Origin of the sequence: Paenarthrobacter sp. NPDC091711, from assembly GCF_044756605.1 — a bacterium.
Lineage (GTDB): Bacteria > Actinomycetota > Actinomycetes > Actinomycetales > Micrococcaceae > Arthrobacter.
The window spans coordinates 213,235-237,504 of the sequence record NZ_JBIVTF010000002.1; the positions used below are offsets into that span (position 1 = coordinate 213,235).

General features: G+C 62.5%; 22 protein-coding genes and 2 tRNA genes. 6 read left to right on the top strand and 18 right to left on the bottom strand.

Annotated features, from left to right (window positions below; all coding sequences use genetic code 11):
• From ACIQH5_RS04315 to ACIQH5_RS04330, 4 genes are all read right to left on the bottom strand, one after another.
• Entirely contained in the window at window positions 1–450 is a 450-nt protein-coding gene (locus ACIQH5_RS04315) for a MaoC family dehydratase N-terminal domain-containing protein (protein WP_024817634.1), read from the bottom strand.
• Between the two features lie 57 nt (window positions 451–507).
• Complete coding sequence (locus ACIQH5_RS04320; RefSeq protein ID WP_062073251.1) at window positions 508–732, bottom strand: DUF3188 domain-containing protein; 225 nt, start codon at window positions 730–732, stop codon at window positions 508–510.
• Between the two features lie 69 nt (window positions 733–801).
• Window positions 802–1,740 carry a DUF2797 domain-containing protein gene (locus ACIQH5_RS04325; RefSeq protein ID WP_400400590.1) on the bottom strand — a complete coding sequence of 313 codons (939 nt, stop codon included), beginning with the start codon at window positions 1,738–1,740 and terminating at the stop codon, window positions 802–804.
• Window positions 1,741–1,742: 2 nt separating this feature from the next.
• Window positions 1,743–2,606 (bottom strand): HpcH/HpaI aldolase/citrate lyase family protein, encoded by an 864-nt coding sequence (locus ACIQH5_RS04330; protein ID WP_400400593.1) that lies wholly within the window; start codon window positions 2,604–2,606, stop codon window positions 1,743–1,745.
• Window positions 2,607–2,982: 376 nt separating this feature from the next.
• Between ACIQH5_RS04330 and ACIQH5_RS04335 the strand changes: the two genes are divergently transcribed.
• The 4 genes from ACIQH5_RS04335 to ACIQH5_RS04350 are packed head-to-tail and all read left to right on the top strand — an operon-like array spanning window position 2,983 to window position 6,822.
• Window positions 2,983–4,011 carry an ABC transporter substrate-binding protein gene (locus ACIQH5_RS04335; RefSeq protein ID WP_400400596.1) on the top strand — a complete coding sequence of 343 codons (1,029 nt, stop codon included), beginning with the start codon at window positions 2,983–2,985 and terminating at the stop codon, window positions 4,009–4,011.
• Window positions 4,012–4,013: 2 nt separating this feature from the next.
• The gene (locus ACIQH5_RS04340) at window positions 4,014–4,904 is read left to right on the top strand and encodes an ABC transporter ATP-binding protein (protein ID WP_400400599.1); all 891 of its coding nucleotides are present in this window, start codon (window positions 4,014–4,016) and stop codon (window positions 4,902–4,904) included.
• A complete protein-coding gene (locus ACIQH5_RS04345) occupies window positions 4,904–5,836 on the top strand; it encodes an ABC transporter permease (protein ID WP_400400602.1) in 933 nt (310 codons plus the stop codon). The genes ACIQH5_RS04340 and ACIQH5_RS04345 overlap by 1 nt, the downstream gene beginning before the upstream one ends.
• A 53-nt stretch (window positions 5,837–5,889) precedes the next feature.
• The gene (locus tag ACIQH5_RS04350) at window positions 5,890–6,822 is read left to right on the top strand and encodes a TauD/TfdA family dioxygenase (protein WP_062073263.1); all 933 of its coding nucleotides are present in this window, start codon (window positions 5,890–5,892) and stop codon (window positions 6,820–6,822) included.
• 104 nt (window positions 6,823–6,926) lie between these two features.
• Here the strand turns inward: ACIQH5_RS04350 and ACIQH5_RS04355 are convergent, their stop codons facing one another.
• The 5 genes from ACIQH5_RS04355 to ACIQH5_RS04375 all read right to left on the bottom strand — a co-directional run bounded on the left by ACIQH5_RS04355 (window position 6,927) and on the right by ACIQH5_RS04375 (window position 12,902).
• Entirely contained in the window at window positions 6,927–7,886 is a 960-nt protein-coding gene (locus tag ACIQH5_RS04355) for an aldo/keto reductase family oxidoreductase (protein ID WP_400400605.1), read from the bottom strand.
• Between the two features lie 22 nt (window positions 7,887–7,908).
• Entirely contained in the window at window positions 7,909–9,660 is a 1,752-nt protein-coding gene (locus tag ACIQH5_RS04360; protein ID WP_400400607.1) for a glycoside hydrolase family 13 protein, read from the bottom strand.
• 77 nt (window positions 9,661–9,737) lie between these two features.
• The gene (locus ACIQH5_RS04365; RefSeq protein WP_400400610.1) at window positions 9,738–10,598 is read right to left on the bottom strand and encodes a carbohydrate ABC transporter permease; all 861 of its coding nucleotides are present in this window, start codon (window positions 10,596–10,598) and stop codon (window positions 9,738–9,740) included.
• Between the two features lie 29 nt (window positions 10,599–10,627).
• The gene (locus ACIQH5_RS04370; protein ID WP_400400613.1) at window positions 10,628–11,602 is read right to left on the bottom strand and encodes a carbohydrate ABC transporter permease; all 975 of its coding nucleotides are present in this window, start codon (window positions 11,600–11,602) and stop codon (window positions 10,628–10,630) included.
• Between the two features lie 25 nt (window positions 11,603–11,627).
• The gene (locus tag ACIQH5_RS04375) at window positions 11,628–12,902 is read right to left on the bottom strand and encodes an ABC transporter substrate-binding protein (protein WP_400400616.1); all 1,275 of its coding nucleotides are present in this window, start codon (window positions 12,900–12,902) and stop codon (window positions 11,628–11,630) included.
• A gap of 250 nt (window positions 12,903–13,152) precedes the next feature.
• Between ACIQH5_RS04375 and ACIQH5_RS04380 the strand changes: the two genes are divergently transcribed.
• Entirely contained in the window at window positions 13,153–14,376 is a 1,224-nt protein-coding gene (locus ACIQH5_RS04380; RefSeq protein WP_400400619.1) for an ROK family protein, read from the top strand.
• A 43-nt stretch (window positions 14,377–14,419) separates the two neighbouring features.
• Here ACIQH5_RS04380 and ACIQH5_RS04385 read toward each other — a convergent pair whose 3' ends face one another.
• From ACIQH5_RS04385 to ACIQH5_RS04425, 9 genes are all read right to left on the bottom strand, one after another.
• Complete coding sequence (locus ACIQH5_RS04385) at window positions 14,420–15,991, bottom strand: Na+/H+ antiporter (RefSeq protein ID WP_400400622.1); 1,572 nt, start codon at window positions 15,989–15,991, stop codon at window positions 14,420–14,422.
• A 178-nt stretch (window positions 15,992–16,169) separates the two neighbouring features.
• Complete coding sequence (locus tag ACIQH5_RS04390; protein WP_400400625.1) at window positions 16,170–16,826, bottom strand: NAD(P)-binding oxidoreductase; 657 nt, start codon at window positions 16,824–16,826, stop codon at window positions 16,170–16,172.
• A gap of 64 nt (window positions 16,827–16,890) precedes the next feature.
• Window positions 16,891–16,964 (bottom strand) — tRNA-Met (locus ACIQH5_RS04395).
• Between the two features lie 62 nt (window positions 16,965–17,026).
• Window positions 17,027–17,098: transfer RNA gene (locus ACIQH5_RS04400), tRNA-Thr, on the bottom strand.
• Between the two features lie 153 nt (window positions 17,099–17,251).
• Window positions 17,252–17,731: a LysM peptidoglycan-binding domain-containing protein gene (locus ACIQH5_RS04405; protein WP_400400628.1), complete on the bottom strand. Its 480-nt coding sequence runs from the start codon at window positions 17,729–17,731 to the stop codon at window positions 17,252–17,254.
• Between the two features lie 152 nt (window positions 17,732–17,883).
• Window positions 17,884–20,061, bottom strand: coding sequence for a DEAD/DEAH box helicase (locus ACIQH5_RS04410; protein WP_400400631.1), 2,178 nt, complete (start codon window positions 20,059–20,061; stop codon window positions 17,884–17,886).
• Between the two features lie 440 nt (window positions 20,062–20,501).
• Entirely contained in the window at window positions 20,502–21,158 is a 657-nt protein-coding gene (locus tag ACIQH5_RS04415; protein ID WP_400400634.1) for an MOSC domain-containing protein, read from the bottom strand.
• Window positions 21,159–21,222: 64 nt separating this feature from the next.
• On the bottom strand, window positions 21,223–21,897 hold the full coding sequence (locus tag ACIQH5_RS04420; RefSeq protein WP_400400637.1) for a response regulator: 675 nt from the start codon (window positions 21,895–21,897) through the stop codon (window positions 21,223–21,225).
• On the bottom strand, window positions 21,894–23,417 hold the full coding sequence (locus ACIQH5_RS04425) for an ATP-binding protein (protein WP_400400640.1): 1,524 nt from the start codon (window positions 23,415–23,417) through the stop codon (window positions 21,894–21,896). The genes ACIQH5_RS04420 and ACIQH5_RS04425 overlap by 4 nt, the downstream gene beginning before the upstream one ends.
• Before the next feature lie 152 nt (window positions 23,418–23,569).
• Between ACIQH5_RS04425 and ACIQH5_RS04430 the strand changes: the two genes are divergently transcribed.
• Complete coding sequence (locus ACIQH5_RS04430) at window positions 23,570–24,268, top strand: Tat pathway signal protein (RefSeq protein ID WP_400400643.1); 699 nt, start codon at window positions 23,570–23,572, stop codon at window positions 24,266–24,268.
• The last annotated feature ends 2 nt before the right edge of the window (window positions 24,269–24,270 follow it).

A 24,270-nucleotide genomic window follows, 5' to 3' on the forward strand; every position in this document is an offset into this window, starting at 1 on the left:
TTACTGTCCCTCTCCGCGGACCAGGATGGACGAGGTGGTGGTGGCCACCTTTTCGCCGGCTTCAGTGGAAATCTCTGAACGGGTAGTGATCATGGCTCCCCCGCCCATGGCGCGAACGCCGTCGACGTGCAACTCGGCCACCAGGCGGTCGCCGGCAACAATGGCACGGTGGTGCGTGAACCGCTGGTCTGCGTGGACCACCCGGGAGAAGTCGATGCCCGATTCCGGATCCTGGACCAGTTGGGCGTCAGCACGCTGGGCGACGATGATGGCAAACGTTGGCGGTGCAACGAGGTCGCTGTGGCCCAGAGCCTTCGCTGCCTCAACATCAAAATGCGCGGGGTTGCTGGCTTTCACGGCCTTGGCGAACTCGCGGATCTTTTCACGGCCGACGTCGTATACCTCTGCGGCAGGGTAGCTGCGGCCCTGCAGGTCCGGATTGATACTCATGCTCCAACCCTATCGGCCCCGGGAGTCCATACGCAGCGCGTCGCTGAGGTGCAGACGTTACTTCTTGTAGCTCTTGCGGATCTTCTGGCCCCGAACCACCAGGCCCGCAACATGGAGCAGCAGCCCAACGCCAATGACGGGCAGGGAAGCAAGGGCCAAACCTTGGTTCCCGGACGTGTTCCCCACGATGGACAGGACGAGCCCTACAGCGATCAACCCCATGGCGCTGAAAACCAGCACTTTGTAGGACGTGGAGGCCGTGGCCCAAAATTGTTCTAGCACCGTCCAAGTCTACCGGCGCGTGATTGCAGGGCTTGCCGAGGGGTTGGCTCTCGATCGGGCCCCGGAAGGTTAGAAGAGCGAGTCCTGCAGCGCGGGGATGTCCGTGGTGTGGGGGCCGAACTCGATTTTGCGGCCCTTCAACGCCCCCAGATCCGCCACGAAGCTGCCCTCAATGTCGTTGCCCGAAGCGTCGGGGAGCCCCGCCAAGGCGATCGCCCCTGAGAGTGAGTGGACCCGCAGGCCATGCCCGCCGGCGTCGAACGTTGCCGGATAAGGGTGTCGCAGGCCGCCGTGAATGCGGGCGGTGCACAGAGCGTCGGCCAAGGCCGGACGCTCCCACTCTTCCTCCACCACCGAGTAGCCCGTTATGGCAAGGCCGCCCAACAGCTCCCGCACACTGCTGGCGTGCTGGCGGTTCAAGGATGAAAGCTCGACGGCGGCCCGCGGCTCCACGAGACCGGCCACCTTGGCGGCGGACCGGACTTGCTGGACGAGACCGAGTTCGCGGGTCACCAGATCTTCCAGCAGGCGGACAACGCGCCCGTCCTCGGCGTGCGCCACATAGGAAGCATGTACGGCACCTTGCTCGGCAAGCCGGTTCCACTTGCGCTGCGCGGAGGCCGTGCCAATTTTCGTAGCACCGTTGGCGAAGGTGGCCACGTAGAGCCAGTGCGGCTGCATGAGGTAGGCCCGGAGCCCGGCTGGAACCGAACCGCCACGGTGAAAATCGTGCATCAGCCGGGAGTCGTCCCGCGCAAAGCAGGCCCCGCATTGCTTGCCCCGCTCGGCCGGGGAGCTGCCGCGGCACGGAACATGCGTGCGATCCCCTGGCCCGTGGACCTTCGTGTGGCCAAGGCACCACACACCGGGGATAACGCGCAGGCCCAGGGCTGAGCCGCGCATCTGCCCAACATCAGGGGCCAACGCAACATCAGTGAACTCCGCGTCCGGCGAGAACAACCTCAAAGCCGGGGATGAAGAGTCCCAAACGACTCCGTGGACCAGCATGCTTACAGGGAAGGCTGGACTCCGAAAGCCACGGCGAGCTTCATGATCTTCTCAGCGCGGCCCAGACGCGGGAGGTCGGAACCATCGCGGATCACGCGGCCGTTGGCTTCGAAATCGTTCATGAAGTCCGTAGCCCAGGCAACGTCCGAAGGCGTGGGGCTGATGACCTCGTTGATCACGGTGGTCTGGTCGATGGCCAGGCAGAGCTTGCCGGTCATGCCCATGGTCACGGTGATGCCCGTCTGCTCGCGCAGGATGGGGTGGTTGGTGCCGACGGTGGGGCCGTCGATGGGTCCCGGCAGGTTGCCCACGCGGCTGGCAACAACGAGCTTGGCACGCGGGTAGGCCATGGCTTCCGGTGTCGCAGCCATTCCCGTATCGCGGCGGAAGTCGCCCGAACCAAAGGCCAGGCGGAAAGCACCCTGGGCACGTGCGATGTGGTTGGCTTCCTCGATGCCGAGGGCAGACTCCACCAGGGCAACCACGGGGGTCTTGCCGTCCATGCGGTGGTAGGACTCAGTGACCTGGTCAGCGGATTCGGTCTTGGCCAGCATCACGCCGAGCAGGCCGGGCGTCCCGCGCAGGCCGGCGAGGTCATCGGCCCAGAACTTGCTGGTGGCGTCATTGATACGGACCCAGGCCTTGCCGCCTGCGGTCAGCCAGTTCACCACGTTCTCGCGCGCAGCGTCCTTCTGCGAAGGGTCCACGGCGTCTTCGATGTCCAAGATGATGGCGTCAGCGCGCGAACTCGCAGATTCATCAAAAAGCTCCGTTTTCATGGCGTTCACAAGGAGCCAGGAACGGGCGATGTCGGCGGGAATGTTGCGGGTAGGCCGAATGGACTCGGCGGCGATGCTAGACGTCATGTATCTACCGTATCCGCCCCGCGGGCCGCAGGGCGAAGAAATCCGCCCGCTTGTGAGGATCAATACGAACTAAACCCCATATGACTGTGGGGTCCAACAGTATGAACGTCCGACGGCGGTACCCGCCAGTCACATCCAGCCCACCTGACGCTGTTGTTCACAAGGCTCAACTCTGCGTCTTGTGTCCCCCGGTTGCCGGGAATTGCCCAGGATTTCGTCCCGTGTCGGGCTGTTTCGCAACGTTTCCAGGGGTTACCCGATCGCTTCCCACCCGCCATCCACATGCGCTTTCATCGTTCCCAAGCCGTTGCACGGGTTTCCAATTCCTGCGCAAGCCGGCCACCCAACACATCAGAATCCATTGAAAGTAGCTCCCATGAAACTGCATCTGCCCCTCCTGAGCGTCGCGGCCGCCGTCGTACTAGCGCTGACGGTGTCCGGTTGCGGCGGTGCAGCCGAAGCTGGACAAGCCAACCAGGCCGGCAACGAGGTCAAGGAACTCCGGTACCAGGGCTCAGCAAACAACGTGACCTTTCCCGAGCTTGCGGCGGACCTGGGCTACCTGGGCGACGTGAAGCTGAACTGGGTGGGCAACACCACCAGCGGCCCTCAGGACATTCAGTCGGCAGCGACCAACCAGACCGACTTCGGCGGCGCGTTCTCCGGAGCGGTGGTCAAGCTCATTGAAGCCGGCGCACCCGTCAAGGCAGTGACCAACTACTACGGCTCCGACGGGAAAACCTTCAGCGGGTACTACGTCAAAGCGGAAAGCACCATCAAGGAACCGCGGGACCTGATCGGCAAGAAAATCGCCGTCAACACCCTGGGCGCACACCACGAAGCCGTCATCAACACCTGGCTGACCAAGAACGGACTCAGCGAGGACGAGATCAAACAGGTGCAACTGGTCCCCTTGGCACCGAACGATACCGAAGAAGCCATTCGACGCGGACAGGTGGACGCGGGAACGCTCGGTGGTGTCCTGCAGGACAGGGCCATCGAAGCAGGCGGACTGCGCTCCCTGTTCAGCGATGTGGAGTTGTTCGGAACGTTTGCGGGCGGCCAGATTGTGCTCCGCAACGAGTTCATTGAAAAGAACCCCACCACCACCCGCACTTTCACCACGGGCGTTGCCAAAGCCATCAAATGGGCTGCGGAAACTCCCCGCGACGAAGTCATTGCCCGCTTCACCAAGATCATCGAAAGCCGCGGACGCAATGAGAGCACCGCAAACCTGAAGTTCTGGAAGAGCCCTGGAGTCCCGGAGGCAGGCGTGATCAAGGACGAGGACTTCACCCGCTGGGAGGCGTGGCTCAGCTCCGCCGGCATCGTCAACGACAAGCTCACGCCGTCCAAGTACTACACCAACGAGTTCAACGACCTCGCCGCAGCAAAGAAGGGATAGCCATGACAGCCAAAATCAGTCTCCGGAACGTCACTAAAGAATTCACGGTACGGGCCACCAAGGACACGGCCGCTACCCGGCTGACGGCCATCGATTCGCTGAGCCTTGATGTCCGTGACGGCGAGTTCCTCACCCTGGTGGGTCCCAGCGGTTCCGGAAAGACCACGCTCCTGGACCTCTTGGCCGGACTCTCCACGCCCACCTCCGGCGAGGTATTGGTGGACGGCAAACCCGTTACCGGTCCGGGCAAGGACCGCGCAGTGGTGTTCCAGCAGTACGCGTTGTTCCCATGGCGGACGGCCTCTGCCAACGTGTCGATCGGGCTTGAAGGAGTGGGCCCCGACGGCAGGAAATTGAACCGCCGCGAACGGGCAGCCAAAGCAAAGGAATACCTGGCCCTGGTGGGGCTTGCCGGTTTTGAGGACCGCTACCCGCATGAGCTCTCCGGCGGAATGAAGCAGCGCGTGGCCATCGCCCGAAGCCTGGCGTACGAGCCCGATGTGTTGCTGATGGATGAACCGTTCGCTGCGTTGGACGCCCAGACCCGCGAGCAGCTGCAGGACGAACTCCTCCGGATCTGGAAAGCCACGGGCAAAACAATCGTCTTCATCACCCACGGGATTGACGAGGCCGTGTACCTCGGCGAGCGCGTCGCAGTGCTGAGCGCGCGCCCTGGCCGGCTCAAGGAAATCGTGGACATTAATATCCCTGACCGCGACGGCGACGAAGATATCCGTTCCAACGCCGCCTTCGTGGAACACCGCCACCAGGTGTGGACGCTCCTGCACGACGAAGTCCGTCGCGCCCAGGACGCCGGGCACCGCAAGATCCTCCCGGACGGCAGCGCACCCGACGAGCCTGCAACCACCATCACTGAAAGGAGCGCGGCCTGATGACCACCACGCTTACCCAAACCGAAGCCGCACCCAAGGCGGGCAGTCCGGCTGGCCCGGGTGCCGCCGTCGAGCCGGCGCTCAGTGCGGAGAGCACACCGGCGCTTAGTGCGGAGACCACGACGCCGGCACCGGGGAAAGTGCGGCGGGTTGCCTCAGCCGCGGGTTCAGTGGTGTGGAAGTCCGGAGCCATCCTGGCGTTTCTGGCGCTGTGGGAGCTTGGGCCGACGTACTTGGCCAGCCCCTCCACCCGCGTCTTCCTGCCGCCGCTGCACGAAGTGCTCCTGGCATGGGGAAAGCTTTTCGAAGCAGGCACCATCCAGGGCCACATTGCTGCCAGCCTCACGCGCTCGGTGGCCGGCTTCGGTGCGGCGCTGGTGGCGGGTGTCTCGTTGGGCCTGCTCATCGCCTGGTACGGGCGGCTGAACTCGGTCCTGAATCCGTTGCTGGAACTGTTCCGCAATACGGCTGCCCTTGCCTTGCTGCCGGTGTTCACGCTGCTGCTGGGCATCGGCGAGGAATCCAAGATCAGCATTGTGGCCTACGCCGCGTTCTTCCCGGTGCTGCTGAACACCATAGCCGGCGTGAAGACCGTGGACCCGCTCCTGATCAGGGCTGCGCGTTCGTTGGGGCTCAACAGCTTCCGGCTGTTCCAGAAGGTCATCCTGCCATCGGCCGTTCCCACCATCTTCACAGGCATTCGCATGGCCGGAACGGCGTCCATCCTGGTGCTGATTGCCGCCGAAATGGTCGGTGCCAAGGCAGGCCTGGGCTACCTGATCGTGAACGCGCAAAGCAGCTTCCTCATCCCGGACATGTACGCGGGCATCCTCACGGTGTCCTTGCTGGGGCTCGGCGTGAACTTCCTGCTGGTAGCCCTTGAACGGCACTTCTCCCGCTGGCGGACCGCCGTTGGCGCCGCTGCTTCCTGACCCACCTCCGCGGCATCCGCCGCAACCATCACAACAAGTAAGGAAACCGAATCATGACCGTCATTACCGAAACCAAACTCGAGTTCGCCAAGCTCGGCTCCCGCATCGGCGCCGAAATCCGTGGACTGGACATCAGCGGCGACCTCAGCGAGGATACCGTGGCCCAGATCAGGGCGGCACTGAACGAACACAAAGCACTGGTGTTCCGTGAGGCCAACATCCTCAGCGACGAAGCGCAGGTGAAGTTCGCCTCGCATTTCGGCCCGTTGACAAAGGCACACCCGACCGTTGCCTCGGTGGAAGGTGAGGAGAACGTGTTGCCCGTGGACAGCGAAAACGGCTCGGCCAACAACTGGCACACGGACGTCACGTTTGTGGTCAACCCGCCGCAGGCATCCACACTGCGCAGCATCGACCTTCCTGCCTACGGTGGCGAGACGCTGATTGCTTCCTCGGCCGGTGCGTACAAGGATCTCCCGGAGGAGCTTCGCAACTTCGCGGACACCCTGTGGGCCATCCACACCAACGACTACGACTACTCGGTACCCAAGAACCTGGAACACAGCAATGCCGAGGAACGCCGCAAGGAGTTCACCCGCCTGAAGTTCGAAACTGCACACCCCGTAGTCCGGGTCCACCCGCTGACCGGCGAGCGCGGACTCTTTATTGGGGGCTTCGCGCAGCGGCTCAGGATTGTGGGCTTGTCCAACACCGAATCGAAGGACATCATCCGCCTGCTGCAGGCGTACGTGACGCGTCCGGAGAATGTGGTCCGCGTGAACTGGGAGCCTAACCAGGTGGTTCTGTTCGATAACCGCATCACCCAGCACTATGCCCCGGACAACTACGACGGCCAGCCGCGCAAGCTCAACCGCGTGACCATTGCCGGCGACATCCCTGTGGGCGTTGACGGCAAGGCCAGTCAAGCGATCCAGGGTGATTCCACCACGTATTCGGTGGTAGCCCCCATCAGTAACGCATCGTAGGCGCACCCCATGTGTTGCTGTCCTCACCCAACTGAGTCGCAGTTCAGGTCGTTCTGAGCGTTCAAAACGACCTCAACTGCGACTCAGTTGGGTTAAAACCGGGGTTAGGGGATGTTGCTTCCCCGCGCTGCCACCCACAATCCGTACCACTCGGCGCGGGACATGGCGCCAGCCACGGTGGCGCCATCGGCGCAGGCTTCTATCCGGGCCGGGTTGGTGGTTCCCACCACCGGAGAAATCCTTGCGGGATGCTTCATGAGCCAGCCCAGCAGCACCGCCTCAGGCGTGGAGTCCTTTTCCCCCGCCAACCGTGCAAGCATGCCCGCCGTTGCCGACTCGGCCGGTGACAAGTCTGCAGACTTCGCCCCCGTATAGCGTCCCTGGGCCAGGGAGCCGTACGCCTGCAGTTCAATTCCCTTGGCCATGCAATGCTCCAGGGTCCCGTGCGGGAAGCTGTATTCCAGCCCCTCTGCATGGTTGACCAACACAGTACTTTCCAGCCAGTCCCTCCGTAGCAGGCTCATTTCCAGCTGGTTCGCCACGATGGGCGTCTCCAGCTGGTTCTGAAGGTATTCGATCTGCGCAGCAGACATGTTGGATACGCCCAGCTGCCGCACTTTGCCTTCCGCCATCAACTGCCCGACGGCGTCCGCCACCTCGCGCGGGTCCATCAACGGATCCGGCCGGTGCAGGAGCAACACGTCCAGGTAGTCCGTTTGGAGTCGTTTCAGGCTTTGGTTGACCCGTTCAAGGATGGCTTCGCGGCTGAGGTCATAATGAGTGTCCAGTCCGCGCTCGCCCAGCCTGATACCGCATTTGCTTTGCAGCTGGATCTTTTCGCGCAGGCCTTGCGAGCGGGCGAGGACTTCGCCAAACACTGCCTCCGACTTTCCACTGCGGTAAATGTCCGCATGGTCGAACAGCTCAATGCCGACGTTTTGTGCGGCATCAATCACCGCGGCTGCCTGATCGATCTCTGCGGCACCATAGGACGTGCCGTCCCACGGCCCGCCGAGGCCCATGCAGCCGTAGACGAGGCGTCCCCGCCCGTTCGCAATAGTCATGATGTAGTTTTACCCGCTGCCTTTAGGCGTTGCGGACAACCCATGCAGTGGTGTCGGCCGGGAGCTTGCCGTTGTCCAGCGGACCGCTGGACACTACGACATCGCCGTCCGGAAGTTCAACGGGATCGCTGCCGAAGTTGGTGACCGTGTGCCAGCCACCGGGACGGCTGAAGTGCAGCACGTCCTGGTTGCCGGTCTCAACCCATTCGAGTTCCTCATCGGTTTGGAGTTCGCTTCGCAGGCTCAGTGCTGTCCGGTAAAGCTCCAGGGTGGAACCTTCCACGCCCTCTTGCTTGGACACCGCATAGTCCTTGAACCACTCCGGCTGCGGCAGGTGGGCCCCACCAGCACCAAAGCCGAAGGAAGAGCCATCTGCGGTCCACGGCAACGGCACACGGCAACCGTCGCGGCCGATCTCAACGCCCGGGTTGCGGAAGAATGACGGGTCCTGACGCTCGGCGTCGGGAATCTCCGACACTTCACGCAAACCCAGCTCTTCACCTTGATAAAGGTAAGCCGAGCCGGGAAGCGCGAGCAGCAAGAGCGTTGCGGCGCGGGCACGACGCAAGCCGAGTTCGACGTCGAGCTCTTCAGCCGGCGCACCGGCCAGAAGCCAACCCTTGCCATCCTGGCCCTTGGTGCCGCCGGTGACATCCTGGGCAGCGTTGGTTCCCTGCGCTACCGAGCCACCCTTGGGCAGGCCGTAGCGGGTGGCGTGGCGGACGACGTCGTGGTTGGAGAAGACCCACGTGGACGACGCGCCGGACTCCTTGGCAGCCACCAGGTTGTCCGTGATGATCTTCTTGAAGGACGCGGCGTCGAAATCGGACTGCAGAAGATCGAAGTTGAACGCCTGGCCCAGTCCTTCCGGGCTGGCGTAACGGGCGCGACGGGTCTCGTGGACCCACGCCTCTGCCACAGCGGTTCGGGGCGGGTTGTACTCGTTGAAGAGCTTGCGCCACTCTGCGTAGACCTCATGGACTTCGTCGCGGTCCCAGAACGGGTGGGACCCATCAGCAAATCCATCGGTGCCGTGGGCTTTGGCCTCAAGGTCCGCCTTCATGGGCAGCGGCTCGGAAAGATCCTTCGCCATGCCATGGGCAACATCGATGCGGAAGCCGTCCACGCCGCGGTCCGACCAGAAACGAAGGGTCTTCAGGAAGTCCTCGCGGATCTCCGGGTTCTCCCAATTAAAGTCCGGCTGCTCCTTGGCGAAGATGTGCATGTACCACTGACCGGGCGTGCCGTCCGGTTCAGTGATGCGGTCCCAGATGGGTCCGCCAAACACTGAGTCCCAGTCCGACGGCGGCAACTCGCCGTTCTCTCCCCGTCCGTCCCTGAAGATATAGCGTTCACGTGCGGCAGAGCCCTTGGGCGATGCCAGCGCTTCCTTGAACCACTCGTGGCGGTCCGAGGAGTGATTCGGGACGATGTCCACCACGATCTTGATGCCTGCGGCGTGCAGGGCCGCGGCCATCTCATCGAAATCCTCTAGAGTGCCCAGCTTGGGGTCCACATTGCGGTAGTCATCGACGTCGTAGCCGCCATCCGCGAGCGCCGAGGGGTAGAACGGACTCAGCCAGACGGCGTCGATCCCCAACTCCTTCAAATACGGAACCTTGGCTGTGACGCCCTTGATGTCTCCGAGTCCGTCGCCGTTCGCGTCGTAGAAGCTGCGCGGGTAGATCTGGTAAACGGCCGCTTGTCGCCACCAGTTCGGATCGGACATGCGGTCGGCGCCGGTGGTGTGTGCCTTTGTGGCGGAAGTGCTCACGAAACTCCTTTGATTTAGAATCTAAATTTATCTCTGGGACCAGTATGAAACGCCGGTCCGCTGAAGGTCAACAATGCTCAGCCCTTAACAGCGCCCTGCGTCACACCAGCCATCACCCACCGCTGGGTGAACAGGTAAGCAACGATCGCCGGCGCCATCGCCATCAGATAGGAGGCGAAGGACACGTGATAGTTGTTGCTGAACTGTGTCTGGAACAGGCTCTGCCGGACGGGAAGCGTCTGCATGGCCGGGTCGGAAATAATCAGCGACGGCATCATGAAGTCATTCCACGCATAGAGGAAAGCGAAGATCCCCACGGTGGCACTCATCGGCGCCAGCAACGGGAAAATCAGCTTCCAAAAGGTTTGCCACGTCGTAGCGCCGTCGATCCTGGCGCTCTCCTCCAGTTCCATCGGAATAGAGCGGAGGAACGCCGTGAAAAGGAGCACGCTGAAACTCAGTTGGAACATGGTGGCCAGCAGGATGACGCCGAACGGGTTATCCAGACCGAGGCGTCCTGTGAGCTGGATCTGCGGCAACGCCACCACCGGGAAGGGAATGAACATAGCCCCCAGAAGGTAGAAGAACGAGTACCTGAAAAGCCGCCGTTCCCAGTTCCGCACAATCGCGTAGGAAGCGAAGGCCGCAAGGATGATGGTGGCCAGAACGGTCCCCGCTGTCACCAGCAAAGACATCGCGGCACCCACCGGAAAGTTCGTCAAGGTCCAGGCTTGAACAAAGCCGTCAATACTGAAGGGCGCCGGGAAGGAAAAAGCATTTCCATCCACAGCCTGCCCCTGGGTTTTGAATGCCATGGAGACCGTGACATACAAGGGAAGCAGCACTGTCACCGCGCACAGAACCAGGACGGTGGTGGCCGGCCAGTTCACCCGTTCAACTGTGGAGCCGGATTTGCTGGTGGTCTGTTGCTTGGTCATTGATCCGTTGGTTTTCGATCCGTTGGTCATTACAGTGCATTCCGTCCGCGAGTCAGCGAGAGCTGGAGGAGAGAGATCAGGATGGCCACCACAAAGAAGATCGTGGCGTTGGCCATCTGGTAGGCGTAGTCGCCGCCGTTGAAACCGGAGATGACAGTCATGGCGATGCTCCGGGTAGAGGTCCCCGGGCCACCGTTGGTCAGGCCCACAATGATGTCGTAGGCGTTCAGGAAGCCCTTGAAGCCGAGAATGATGTTGATCACCACGTAGCCGGCCACCAGGGGAAGAGTGATCTTCACCAGTTGCTGGAATTTGCTTGCGCCGTCGATTTCCGCTGCCTCGTACACATCCCCGGGCACCGCCACAAGGCCCGCGATGTAGATGAGCAGGGCACCCGGAACAGCCTGCCAGGCTGTGACAAGCACGATTGCAATCCACGCGAAGTCCGGATTAGCGAGCAAGCTGCTTTCCAGCCAAGGGATTCCTGCCGCAGCTCCCAGCGACGGCAGGGAGTTCGAAAACAGGAAGTTGAAGACGTAGGCGATGATGATGCCGGAAACCACCATGGGGATGACGAAGATGGTCCGCAGAGCCGACTTCATCCGGATGCGGGCGGTGAGCCCGACGGCAAGGAGGAAGGCGACCACGTTAACCGCGATCACTGTGACGATGGAGAATCCGAAGGTGAAGAGGTAACTCTGCAGGATGGCCGGATCACTGAAAATTGCGATGTAGTTGGTCAGTCCGATGAACTCCCAATCGCCGATGCCAATGGAGTCCGTGAAGCTGAAGAAGATGCCGATGACACCGGGGACGGTGATGGCCAGAGTGAAAAGGATGAGGCTGGGCAGCAGGAAGAAGTAGAAGATGGGCTCAACGCGCCGCTTCCTTCGCCGGCCAGGGAGACTCTGCGTTGAAGAAACCTGCGGTTGGCGTTTCCTTGTTTGGCTGTCCCCGGTTTCGCGGTTCTGCCCGGAGGTGGTTGGGGTGCTGATGCTGGACATGTGTCTGACTCCCTATGGGCATGCACTACTGGCGGAACGCCAGGCGCGCCCAATCTGCGTCGAGGGTGCGGAGGGTGGATGCAGGGGACGCGCCGAACACGATTGCCTGCGTGTAGTTCATGATCGGGATGGTGCGGGGAACCAGAACCGACGGGCCTTGATACACCTTGGCGTCGTCGTAGTACTCCACCATCCCCTCGATCCGGGGGTCGGGGACGGTTGCGGTGTCCTTGGTGGGTGTGAAGCCCAGCTGTGATGTGTTGTAGGCATCAATCACCTCGGGCTGGTACAGGTACTCCAGGAAGTCACGCGCAGCATCCTTATGCTTGGAGGCCTCTGGAATCCACGCTGCGAGGTCAACATTGACGCGGACGCGCAAGTCCTCAGGATCCTCGGTCATGGGCAGCGGAAAGGTTCCGAGTTTCAGATCGGGGGCGGTCTTGGCGATCTCGCTGAAGGCCCATGGACCTTGCAGGTACATGGCAGCCTTGCCCTGCGAGAACGCCAGGTTGCCATCACCGTACGCCCGGCTGGCAGCATCCTTGTTGACGTAGCCCTTTGCCAGCGTCAACATCTTTTGGACGGGTTGATCAAAGTCCTTCTGGAATGACGCCGAAGACTCCGGCCCGACGTCCACGCCCTCAGCTTCAAGCTTCTTGAAGAAGTCCAGCGTGTCCAACTGGCCACCTACGGCGTAGTCGAACCACCCTTGGGCGATGGTCCAGTCGTCTTTCCACGTGGCATAAAACGGTGTTACTCCGGCGGCCTTCAGCGCTTCACACGCTGCGATCAATTCACTCCAGGTGGTGGGCACCGCAATGTTGTGTGCAGCGAAGATTTCCTTGTTGTAGATCACCGAGGACGCCATGACCGAATACGGCAAGGCGCTGGTCCGGCCAGGATATGAACCGTACTGATCCATGAGCGGCTTGAGGTCCTCGCGGATGCGGGAAGCCGCTTCCGTTCCGGACAGATCGCTCAACGCTCCGCGCTGAACGAACCGGGACGTTTCCATGTTGTAGTTGGCAAGGGCAATGTCCGGTGGATTGCCGCGGACGAAACTCGCGGACACGACGTCGACGCCGGAAGTGTCCAGGACCACCTCGGTGTCATCCTGCGAAGCGTTGTAGTCGGCAACCAGTTTGGTCATGAACCCAATGGCTTCCCGTTTGCTGAACGTGAAGCGGATGGTCTCTTTCCCCGATTCTCCCGCACCTGATTCTCCAGAGCAGCCGGAGAGAAGTCCGGAAAGCAGCGCCAAGCCCAAGCCCATCGCTGCGAAGCGTTTCCTGTGTGTCATTTTCACAGACACCGTAGCCCTTTCGTCTTGCGGACCTCGGTGGCCGCATTGCATCATGCAGCGGACTGAATGCAGCGCCACATAAAGTTTAGATAGGCGATAAATTTATTACCTATCGCTAACCATGGTGAGTGATGCCCGCCACACCGTCAAGAGTTGGGCGAAATGCGTCGTCATCTAAATTTATGCACTAAATTTAGAGGGACCGCTCTATCATCACGGTGGGCGGCTGAGAAGTTGGAGCCTACGAATGCAGCCCGGGACCGCACCGTCAACGCAACTGGTACGCAGGGTCAATGCCAGCGCCATGCTCAAGGCCATGCGCGGCGCCGGCATCCTAACCGGCACCGAACTCATGGCTGCCACCGGACTTTCACGCGCCACCGTCATTTCGATCTGCGACGAACTGGTCCGTCTCGGGTGGCTCCAGGAACTGGAGAACCAGCGAGGAGCCGGCGACTACGTCAAGGGCAGGCCCGCACGGCGCTTCGCTTTCGACGACAGCGCTGCCAGCGTGATTGGCATCGACATAGGAGCCAACAAGATCACGGCGATCGTGGCTGACATGGCCGGAAACCCCTTGTCCCAAGTCACCTTGCCTTTCCGCGCCTACAACGTCCCGGCCGATGAACGCGCAGACGTGCTGGACCGGATCGTGGCCGATGCGTTGGAGAAGGCCGGCATTTCCGCAGATTCTGTACTCGCCGTATCTGTTGGTGTGGCAGCACCGGTCAGCCGTCAGGGCGAGGTCCTCACGGCCCAGGAATTCTGGAAGTCCTTTGATGTGCGCCGGATCGTGTCCGAGCGCCACGGGTGGCACGTGCTCCTGGAAAACGACGCCAACCTCGCAGCCCTCGCAGAACGCTGGCAGGGCAGCGCGCAGGGCGTGGACAACCTCGTGGTCATGCTGGCCGGCGACCGCCTGGGGTCAGGCATCCTGGAATCCGGCCGTTTGCTCCATGGGCAGCTGGGCGGCTTTGGCGAGCTGGGATACCTGGACACCGTGGACGGGGTGGGTGACACCTACGGCATCGCCCACTATGCAAGGCTATGGGGCCGGGAACTCCTTGACTCGGGGACGGAAACGACGCTGGGCGCACTGTGCGACGGCAATCCTGAAGCCCTGACCGCAGAGATGGTTTTCAGGGCAGCAGCGGAGGGAGACCAAGCATCACGCGACGTCCTGGACCGCATGGCACACCGCATGGCCCGGGTTGTGGGCTCCATCAGCACTTTGGTGAATCCTGAGTTGGTGGTCATTGCCGGAGCTGTTGCAGCCTCCGCCCATGCCCTGATCCCAGCGATGGAAAAACAAGTGCAGGATTTCACCTTCACTCCCCCACGCCTGGCAACATCCGAACTCGGCGACGGCATCGTGTCCCTCGGCGCGATCCGCCATGCCCTGGACCATGTGGAAGAGCACGCCCTGGATCTCTACCCGGCGTCATTGCCCCAGCACGTAACAGCGGACTGATCCGCCCCGATTCGGTCCGGCAACGCCTTAATCCCGCGTCTCCCTAGTCCGGCATCGACATGGTCCGCAGGTCCAGTTGCCGGAGTACCCTGTCAGCTACTTCCGGATCGGTACCCGGCTCATTGCGGGCAGCCACCACTTCCTGGCGTGCGGCATCCAACGCGATGGTCTGCACGGCAATGGAGAGTTCCCGTCCACGCTTGCGTTTCTCAGCAACGGATTCGTTCTTTAGCGTGCCGTCCAACAGCTCGGCATGGAGGCGGCGCATCTTTTCCTTGACCAGGGTCACCTTCTCGGCAGGAAGTTCCTTCATGAGGTCGTGGTCTTTCAGCGCGGCCACTGCAGCCGATTGGGCCCGCTTGGCCAGGACCTTCGCGGCGTCCTGTTCATGTGTTCCGTCCTCCGTCGCGTCCAGTACGCGCATGAGCCACGGCAGAGTAAGCCCGGGCAGGACCAGTGTGGCCAGGAGCACCGCACAGGCGATCACCAGAATCTCGTGGCGGGCCGGGAAGTCGCTGCCATCCGGCAGCGTCATGGGGAGGGCCAAGGCCAGCGCCAGAGTGGCCAAGCCCCGCATGCCACACCACGTCAGGATCAGCACTTCCTTGGGCGACGTTGGTTGCAGGAGGTTCCTGCGTTTTTGCGCCGTGAGGGCCAGCAGGCCAAGCCATAGGAAACGCACCACGAACACCAGGATGCAGATCACCACGGCCATGCCGATCATCCCGAAAATGGCAGTGCCTTCATCGCGGATCACGTGACGGATTTCCAGGCCCACCAGGCCAAAGGCAAGTCCGGTGGCCAGGAGCTCCACTACGTCCCAGAAGGCGGTCCGTGTGACGCGTTCAGCAGCGTCCTGCGGCCGCGTATGGCGCTGCAGTTCCAAGGCTGTGACGACGACGGCCACCACGCCTGAGGCGTGCAGCTCTTCCGCGAGGATGTAGGCCGCGAAAGGGACCACCAAGGTCACGGCACTGCGGGCAACCATGGACGTCACCAGCGTGGTGATGAACCTGGTGAGCCAACCCATGGCGATGCCAATCACCACGGCCAGCGCAGCGCCTATGACAAACTGCGGAATGACCTCAGGGCCCACTTCCTTGCCGGACATGGTTGCCGCCACGGCTGCCTGGAAGATCACGATTGCCGCGGCGTCGTTGAAGAGTCCTTCGCTTTGAAGGACTGTGATGAGCCGGCGCGGCATGTGCACGCGGCCCGCCACGGACTCCACAGCTACGGGGTCCGGAGGGGCCACCATGGCACCGAGGGCAATCGCGGCCGGAATGCCGATGCCCGGGATCATGAGCCAGGCAGCACCGGCCACCACTGCAGTGGAGACCACCACCAAGGCCACAGCCATGAGAAGGAGTGTCCGCCAACGCACACGGAAAACCGCCCAGGAACTCTTCTGCGCTGTAGCGAACAGCAACGGCGGAAGGAAGATCGGCAGGATCAGTTCAGGCGAGATCTCAAACTCGGGGAAGCCCGGGATGAAGGTGAGCCCAACAGCCAGGAGAAGCATCAGGACCGGATAGGGAAGCCGGAGCCTGTCCCCCAAGCCCACTGCCACCACCGTCGCAAGCAGCAACCCGACAATGAGCGCCAACTGATCCATGTTCCTGCTTCCCCTGACGTTGCACGGCACTTCCCCGGACCAAGCCGATAACCCAGGCCAAGCCGAAAAAGTTCCCTACCAACATATCCCGGAGCGCCCACAGTCCACGCGGGATGACGCGTGGGCCGACGCCTCCGTTGCCGACGCCTCCGTACAGGGTCAGTCCTCCGTTGCCGGGTCAGTCCTCAGTCAGGGCATCCACCACATCCCGGGTTCCATCTTTGAAAGCGATGGTCCGATGGATGGTGCCCGGCAGTTCCAAAACGGCGGCCGCCACCAAGGCAACGTTCGCCCTCGAGGTCTCCGTACCTTCACCAGGGTTCTGCGGGTCAGTCTGGATCAAACCCGTGGCGGGCTCGTCGGTCAGAGTTCCCGGGCCCAGGACTGTCCAGTCGAGGTCCGTAGAGCGCAAGTAGTCATCCGCAGCCGCTTTAGCCTCGGCGTAGGCAAAGAACGGGTTGTCCGCGGGGACTCCGTGGTCCTTCGAGGCACCAAGGTAGGAAACCATCACGTACCGCTTGACGCCTGCCTGGGCCGCTGCGTCCATCGAGCGGATTGCAGCGTCACGATCCACGGCATAGGTCCTGGCAGGATTCCCTCCGCCGGCACCGGCTGACCAGACCACGGCGTCATGGTCTTGGAACGCCTGGGCGAGTTCCGTCGTCGTCGAATTTTCCACATCCAGCACTTCAGCAGAGGCGCCGGTCTCCGTGACATCTGCCACATGATCGGGATTTCGAATAAAAGAGGTGACGTCGTGACCTTCGCCACTCAGAATGCGGGACAGATGCAGGGCCACTTTCCCGTGGCCGCCAATGATTGCGATTCGGCTCATGGACCTATTCTGTCCCACAAACAAAAAAAGACCCCGCAGGCGAAAGCTGCGGGGTCTTGCTCTGTAGCGGTGGGGAGGCTCGATCTCCCGACCTCACGATTATGAGTCGTGCGCTCTAACCAACTGAGCTACACCGCCACGAATGAGAAAAACCTGCGTCAAGCCGGTCAAAAACCGCCTTGACACAGGCCCTCATCCAGAGCCCCCCACCGGAATCGATCCGGTGACCTCGTTCTTACCAAGAACGCGCTCTACCACTGAGCTAGGGGGGCAACGAGTAAATACTCTACCGGACGATTTCAGAAGCTACAAATCGGCGAAAAAACGCGGAAAAACCGCACCGACACAATTTGCGAAGGCTTCATTTTTCTGATTCATCTGCCGCTTCATCGGCCATCGCTGTCCGCCCCCTTCGAGGCTCGCTGTCAGGGTAGCCGGAGCACTTGTCCGGGGTAGATCCGGTCCGGATTGGGCACAGTGTCCGCGTTGGTGGCGATGAGGGCACCCAAGTCCACGCCGTACTGCGCAGCGATCCCGCTCATGGTGTCGCCCTGCTCCACCACAACCTCCGTGGCCCTCGGCGCCACCGGTCCTGGCTGCCCGGCCCCTGCCGCGGCCTCAGCGGCGGCTTCCTCCGCTTGTGGACGGACTTCAGGGGCCCCGGGCTCCAAGCCCTCATTCGCGGCCTCCTGTGCTGCTGCAGCGTCCGCAGCCGCCTGCTGCCGGGCCGCCTGTGCGGCGGCGGCCTCCGCCGGGGCCTGATCCGTCGCTGCTACCTCGACGGCGGCAACATCCTCGGCGGCCTGGGCCGCCGCCGAGCGATCCATCGGAGCTGCTTCGCTTGTTTCCTCAGCGCCCTTGCCACCGAAGCCCAGGCTCTTCTTCACGTTGTCCAGCAATCCCATGGAGCACCCTCCTGCGTTCTGCTTGCGTTCAGCCGTGCCTCGATCGTACGGCGGGGCGGGGATGCATGTAACCCCGTTAAACACATCAGGGGGCCGGCTCGAAAGCCGACCCCCTGACGGGAACTACTTAGTGTTTACCACCAAGGAAGTGTTTACCACTTGCCCTTGCGGTTGAAATCGCGGTGTCCGCCTTCGCCACCACTGCGGGGCTTGCGTGCGCCATCACCGTGACCGCCGAAGCGTGATCCGCTGGCCTGGCCGCGATCGCGGTCGCCGAAGCTGCCTGCGGTGCGCTCGGAGCGGTCGCTGTAGGAGCGGCCACCACGGTCAGCGGAGGTACGCTCGCCGCCTTCGGACTTGCGGAAGTCCTTCTTGAAGCCACCGGCACCCTTGAAGTTTCCGCCACCGCGGTTTTCGCGGTCGCCATAGCCACCACGTCCACCACCCTGGTAGCTGCCACGATCGCCACTGGGCCTGCGGCCGTTGTCCAGCTCAAGGTTGATCAACTCACCACCGATGCGGGTGCGGGACAGTGCACGCAACTGATCGGCGCTCAGGTCTGCCGGGAGCTCCACCAGGGAGTGGTCCGAGCGGATGTCGATGCCGCCGATCTGTGCGGAGGAGATGCCGCCTTCGTTGGCAATGGCGCCAACGATCGAACCCGGCATGACGCGCTGGCGGCGTCCCACGGAGATCCGGTAGGTGGCGTTGCCCTCAGTGAGTGCACGGGTGGGGCCACGGGAGCCGAAGCCATCCTTGGAGCGCTCACGCTTCTGGTACTCAGGAGCGGCAGGCAGTTCCTTGACCAGAAGCGGCTGTCCACCCTGGGCCATGACGGCCAAGGCTGCAGCGATCTCCGAAGCCGGAACGTTGTGCTCTTCCTCGTAGGAGGAGATGAGGTCACGGAACGCTGCGACATCCTCGGAAGCGAGGGTCTCGGTGATGCGCTCGGCGAACTTGCCCAAGCGCAGGGTGTTCACGGTCTCAGCGGTGGGCAGGTGCATCTGCTCCACCGGCTGACGGGTTGCCTTCTCGATGGAACGCAGCAAGTACTTCTCGCGCGGCGTCATGAAGAGGATGGCGTCACCGGAACGGCCTGCACGGCCCGTGCGGCCAATGCGGTGCACGTAGGACTCGGTGTCGTGGGGGATGTCGTAGTTGATGACGTGGCTGATGCGCTCAACGTCAAGGCCACGGGCAGCGACGTCGGTGGCCACGAGGATATCGATGCGGCCTTCCTTCAGCGCGTCAACAGTGCGCTCGCGCTGCTGCTGCGGGATGTCGCCGTTGATGGCGGCAGCCTGGAAACCGCGGGACTTCAGCTTGTCGGCGAGGTCCTCGGTAGCCATCTTGGTCCGCACGAAGGCGATAACGCCGTCGAACTCTTCAACCTCGAGGATGCGGGTCAGGGCGTCCAGCTTGTGCGGGCCCATGACCTGGAGGTAGCGCTGCTTGGTGTTGGCGCCGGTGGTGGTCTTGGACTTCACCGAGATCTCAGCAGGGTTGTTCAGGTACTGCTTGGACATGCGGCGGATCTGGCCTGGCATGGTGGCAGAGAACAGGGCAACCTGGCGGGTTTCCGGGGTCTGCTGGAAGATCTGCTCAACGTCATCGGCAAAGCCCATGCGCAGCATCTCGTCAGCTTCGTCCAGTACCAGGTACTGGAGCTCGGACAGGTCCAGGGAACCCTTGGCGATGTGGTCGATCACGCGGCCGGGGGTACCCACAACAACCTGTGCACCGCGGCGCAAGCCTGCCAGCTGCGGGCCGTAAGCGGAGCCACCGTACACGGGGAGGACGGTGAAATCGTCAATGTGCTTGGCGTAGGAGGTGAAGGCCTCTGCAACCTGGAGGGCAAGTTCACGCGTCGGAGCCAGGACCAGGGCCTGGGTCTTGCGGGACGGGCCGTTGAGGTCGTGAAGTTCAGCCAGGCGGGACAGCGCAGGAACGGCGAAAGCCGCGGTCTTGCCGGTACCGGTCTGGGCGAGGCCTACAACATCGCGGCCTTCGAGCAGCAACGGGATGGTGGCTGCCTGAATGGGGGACGGCTTCTCGTAGCCGACATCCTGCAGGGCGGCCAGAACACGGCCGTCGATGCCAAGATCGACGAACTTGACGCCTTCTTCTTCTTCCTCAGCGTCTGCCTTGGGAGCAGGAGCTTCGGTGAAGGTGGGGGCTGCAGTCTCAGCTACAGCGTTCTCGACGGGGGCAGCGGCAACGGCCGGTGCTTCAGCTTCGGCGGGAGCGGAGGTTTCTGCAACATCAGCAGAAACGGGGGTCGCTACATCAGCGGACTCGGCGTCGAAGTTTTCGTTGAGATTTTCGGTCATAGGGGGAAATTCCTCATCCATAGGGCAGTCGGCGCGGCCCGGTTGGGCTTGGCCGCATTACTCGTCGCGAGAAACAGGAAAGGTGCCCTGCTTTCGCAAGAAGTCCGGCGCTATCGCAATCCCATGGCAGGACTTCCCGCTGCATCTCTTGGCTGCTATCCCAGCAGTCTGTACAGCGTTTTCTTTAGCCGGCTCTCCCTATGAAAATGCCCACACACATTTGCGGGCCCCAACACTTACCAGTCCTGCCTCAAGAATTGGGCAGGATAAAGGGATTTCCGGAGTGGGGGATATTTCAAGTGTAGGGCACAGAGGCCCATCACCGCGACTTGGGGGACGGCAAAACTCGGGTGAGCTTGTTCACACCCGTATCTGGTAGCGCCCCGGCACCGCTTGGAGGCCGCTTCTGGGCAGACTTAGAGGTCGCTTTCGCGCAAACCTTAGAGGCCGCTTCTGCGCAAAACTTTCTCGAAGACCGGGTGGTAGTCCTCCTGCAATCGGATCTCTCCGTCAGCATCGGCATCCAGCAGAATCTGCACCAGTTCCGGCGTGGGTTCGCTGAACCATTGGCCCACGGTAATGCCGTGCTTGGGGACGAAGGTGCGGTGGATGTGGTCTCCCGCGGAAATGGTGCCTGTCTTGATCACCCGGAGGTAGGTTCCAACCTTGCCGGCCTGGGTGAAGCGCTTCACCCATTGTGGCTCGCCGATCACCCGTTGGAAGGTAGCGCACGGGACACGGGGGGACGTCACTTCAAGCTCTACGTCCAGGCCGATCTTCCAGCGCTCTCCAATGACCGCCCCGGTGGTTTCGATTCCGGTGACCCTCAGGTTCTCGCCAAAAATCCCGGCGGGCATGTCCCGCTGTAGTTCACCGGCCCAATAGTCCGCATCTGCCTGCGAATACGCATACAAGGCCTGGTCTTCGCCGCCATGATCCACCCGGTTTGCCTGGACATCCCCGTGGAGCCCCAGCTTGTGGACCTTCACCGGTTCCTCCACAGGCCGCTTGTCCATGCCGGTGACGCCCACACTCCCCGCGGGGTCGGGCAGCAACTGGTGCACACGGCAGACGGCAAGGAGGGATGCGGTGTTCATGGACACCAGTGTACGGACGTCCGGGGCCGGGATGGGCCAGGATCAGGGCAGGTGTTGGCCGGGATCAGGGATCGAAGCGGTAGCCCATGCCGGCTTCCGTATGCAGGTGCCGCGGCTCGGCGGGGTCCCGCTCCAGCTTCCGCCGCAGCTGGGCTATATATACGCGCAAGTACTGCGTTTCTTTCGCGTACGCCTGCCCCCAAACCTGGGTGAGGATCTGCTGCTGACTCACCAACTTCCCCTTATTGCGGACCAGCAGCTCCAGGATGTTCCATTCCGTGGGTGTCAGGCGCACTTCCGAACCATCTTTGATGATCTTCTTGCCCGCCAGGTCCACCATGAAGTCCATGGTGGCCAGCGTTGGCTCCTCATGTTCGGTAACGACCCGGCGCGAGGCGACCCGAAGCCGCGCAAGCAGCTCATCCAAACCGAAGGGCTTGGTCACATAGTCGTCCGCACCGGCGTCGAGCGCTTCCACTTTGTCCTCGGAGGCGTGCCGCGCGGACAGCACAATGATGGGCATACTGCTCCAGCCACGTATGCGGCGGATGATCTCCACTCCGTCCATGTCCGGCAAGCCGAGGTCCAGCACCACAATCTCCACGGGTTGCTTGGCGGCAGCTTGCAGGGCGTCGGCACCGTTTCCCACAGTCAGCGCCTGGTAGCCATGGGCTTGAAGGGTCACTTGCATGGCGCGGGCGATGCGGGCTTCATCCTCGACTATTAGCACCAACGTCATTGCGCATCTCCTGTCCACAGCGGCAACGTGACCACCATGGTCAAGCCACCGCCCGGCGTCGGCTCCGCGGCGAGCCTGCCACCCATGGCCTCACTGAATCCCTTCGCGACAGCCAGGCCCAATCCGATCCCGCCACCGGCACTGATACCGCCGCCCGGCGACGGCGAAGGGGACGGGGAATCACCGAAGCGTTGGAACGGCTGGAAAATATCCACCACTTCCCTGTGCCCTACTCCCCTGCCGTGATCAATGATTCGCAGTTCGCTGGCGGGCCGGTCCCCCAGAGTGATCCCCTCACCCGCGCGGGCAGTGAGGACAACATCGGAGTCCGGCGCATACTTCACGGCGTTCTCCACAATGTTGGCCACCACCCGCTCCAGCATCCCGGCGTCCGCATGCACCGGCGGGAGGTTGGGCGGCAGTTCGTTACGCAGCCGCTCCTTGGAAACTCCCCGCAACGCCTGCGGCAACACCTGAGCCCACACAATGCCTGTCAGCAGCGGATTGACAGCGTCGGCCGTGATCCGGGACATGTCCAGCAAGTTGTCCACCAAATGGTCCAGGCGGTCCGCGTACTCCTCGATGGTCTCCAGTAACTCGCGTTCCACGTCCGGCGGGAAGTTCACGTCCTCTTGGCGCAGGCTGCTGACAGCGAGCTTGATTCCGGCCAACGGCGTCCGGAGGTCATGTGAGACAGCGCGCAGGATGGAGGTCCGCATCTTATTGCCCTCAGCCAAGCGCACGTTGTCACGCCGGCTTTCCACCAACTGCTGCCTGTCCCGGACAGCCACCACGAAAGCCCCGAACGCAGCAAGCATCCGTTGCTGGTGCGCCGACAACGGACCGCCGCGCAGCAACAAAGTGTAGTGGGGATCGACGACGGCGGCATGGTCTGCGGCGGCATGGGTCACCGGCGGATTCGGGCCGGCACCGGCCAGGACACGCCATTCCGGTGGCGTGCCGGCCGCACCCTGAAGAGGTGAACCCAGCAGCGTCACCGCTTCCATACCCAGATTGCCGCGCACTTTCTCAAGGAACGATTCCAGGCTTCCATCCGAGCTGAGGATGCGCAGGGCGAGCTCACTGAGGGCCGTGGCTTCGGCGCCTGAGCGGGCTGCTTCCTGCGCCCTGCGACTGGCAAGGCCCACGGCGAGCGCAACCCCGCACGCCACCGCCAGGAAAACCACCAACGTGAACAAGGTGGTGGGATCGGCGATGGAGAGGGACCCCACGGGGTCCGCGGAGAAGTAATTGAGGAGGAAGCTGCCCAGCACAGCGGCCACTACCGCCGGCCACAAACCTCCGATGGCAGCCACGGCAACAGCTACGGCCAGTTGCAACAGCATGATCATGGCAAAGTTGCGGAATCCGAGAACCGTGACCATGATTTCGATGCCCGGCGGTAAGAGAACAGCCAACACCAGGCCAGTGATGACGCGCCCGGCGCCGATGCCGCGGACCGGCGGGAGTCTCAGCAGCACGCCGTCGTCGCCGTTGCTGTTTGCTTCAGGTCCCGCCATGGCTACATCCTTACATGCTTCCCAGTATGGGGACTTATCCCCATTTACGGCTGTTACCCGTGCCTGCGCGGCACGCAGGGACTAGGCTTGCTCTGAGTATTCTGGTCCGGCGTGGCGCTGGACACTTCAACGGTCTATCCAGGGGGATATACATGGGCCCGAAAGACAGCCCTGACGCAGCCGGCAACGACGGCAGCAGCAGGGACAACAACGCCGACTTTGCGGCGGGCAACAACCCGCCCAAGCCTCCGCCTTGGCAGGTACCCAAGCCCGAGCTCCACCCTGAGCTGTTCACACCCGTCGAAAAAGAGCCTGCGCAAGGCAGCACCGGCAAGCGCAGGAAAGCGCCCGCTGGGGCACCCCAGGCGGGGGCTGCTGCACCCAAACCCGGCCAACCCCTCCCCGTGGTTGACCCGTTCGCCAAAGAACGCGAACGGGGTGAAGCCGAGGCGGCCAAGAAGAAAAAACGCTCGCACCGCCGCACCCTGGTGGTGGGGTTGGGCGTGACTGCTCTCTTGGCCGGAACCATCACCGCGATTGTGGCCAGCAACAAAGAGGAAGCTGACTACGCGCAGGTCTGTTTCAACGAGGAAACCGGCGAGCGCGTAGACGATAACCAGTGTGACAACAGCAGCTCGGGGGGCCGCAGTTCCGGGGCTTACGCCTGGTACTTCTATTCCCGTGGAGCCAGTGTGCCCGCTGTGGGCCAGAACCGCAGCTCCTACCCGAGTTACACCAAGACTGTCCCCACGGGCGCAAAGTCGTCCACGGGGTACAGCACCAAGGGCGGCACGGTCAGCCGCGGCGGCTTCGGCAGCAGCTCCAAAAGCGGCGGAAGCTCGGGAGGCTAGGC

Coding starts and splice junctions, on each gene's coding strand:
- ACIQH5_RS04350 (WP_062073263.1), top strand. CDS start 5,890: ATGACCGTCATTACCGAAACCAAACTCGAGTTCGCCAAGCTCGGCTCC.
- ACIQH5_RS04330 (WP_400400593.1), bottom strand. CDS start 2,606: ATGACGTCTAGCATCGCCGCCGAGTCCATTCGGCCTACCCGCAACATT.
- ACIQH5_RS04345 (WP_400400602.1), top strand. CDS start 4,904: ATGACCACCACGCTTACCCAAACCGAAGCCGCACCCAAGGCGGGCAGT.
- ACIQH5_RS04370 (WP_400400613.1), bottom strand. CDS start 11,602: ATGTCCAGCATCAGCACCCCAACCACCTCCGGGCAGAACCGCGAAACC.
- ACIQH5_RS04375 (WP_400400616.1), bottom strand. CDS start 12,902: ATGACACACAGGAAACGCTTCGCAGCGATGGGCTTGGGCTTGGCGCTG.
- ACIQH5_RS04355 (WP_400400605.1), bottom strand. CDS start 7,886: ATGACTATTGCGAACGGGCGGGGACGCCTCGTCTACGGCTGCATGGGC.
- ACIQH5_RS04325 (WP_400400590.1), bottom strand. CDS start 1,740: ATGCTGGTCCACGGAGTCGTTTGGGACTCTTCATCCCCGGCTTTGAGG.
- ACIQH5_RS04420 (WP_400400637.1), bottom strand. CDS start 21,897: ATGACGTTGGTGCTAATAGTCGAGGATGAAGCCCGCATCGCCCGCGCC.
- ACIQH5_RS04335 (WP_400400596.1), top strand. CDS start 2,983: ATGAAACTGCATCTGCCCCTCCTGAGCGTCGCGGCCGCCGTCGTACTA.
- ACIQH5_RS04410 (WP_400400631.1), bottom strand. CDS start 20,061: ATGACCGAAAATCTCAACGAAAACTTCGACGCCGAGTCCGCTGATGTA.
- ACIQH5_RS04415 (WP_400400634.1), bottom strand. CDS start 21,158: ATGAACACCGCATCCCTCCTTGCCGTCTGCCGTGTGCACCAGTTGCTG.
- ACIQH5_RS04380 (WP_400400619.1), top strand. CDS start 13,153: ATGCAGCCCGGGACCGCACCGTCAACGCAACTGGTACGCAGGGTCAAT.
- ACIQH5_RS04405 (WP_400400628.1), bottom strand. CDS start 17,731: ATGGGATTGCTGGACAACGTGAAGAAGAGCCTGGGCTTCGGTGGCAAG.
- ACIQH5_RS04390 (WP_400400625.1), bottom strand. CDS start 16,826: ATGAGCCGAATCGCAATCATTGGCGGCCACGGGAAAGTGGCCCTGCAT.
- ACIQH5_RS04365 (WP_400400610.1), bottom strand. CDS start 10,598: ATGACCAAGCAACAGACCACCAGCAAATCCGGCTCCACAGTTGAACGG.
- ACIQH5_RS04315 (WP_024817634.1), bottom strand. CDS start 450: ATGAGTATCAATCCGGACCTGCAGGGCCGCAGCTACCCTGCCGCAGAG.
- ACIQH5_RS04340 (WP_400400599.1), top strand. CDS start 4,014: ATGACAGCCAAAATCAGTCTCCGGAACGTCACTAAAGAATTCACGGTA.
- ACIQH5_RS04385 (WP_400400622.1), bottom strand. CDS start 15,991: ATGGATCAGTTGGCGCTCATTGTCGGGTTGCTGCTTGCGACGGTGGTG.
- ACIQH5_RS04430 (WP_400400643.1), top strand. CDS start 23,570: ATGGGCCCGAAAGACAGCCCTGACGCAGCCGGCAACGACGGCAGCAGC.
- ACIQH5_RS04425 (WP_400400640.1), bottom strand. CDS start 23,417: ATGGCGGGACCTGAAGCAAACAGCAACGGCGACGACGGCGTGCTGCTG.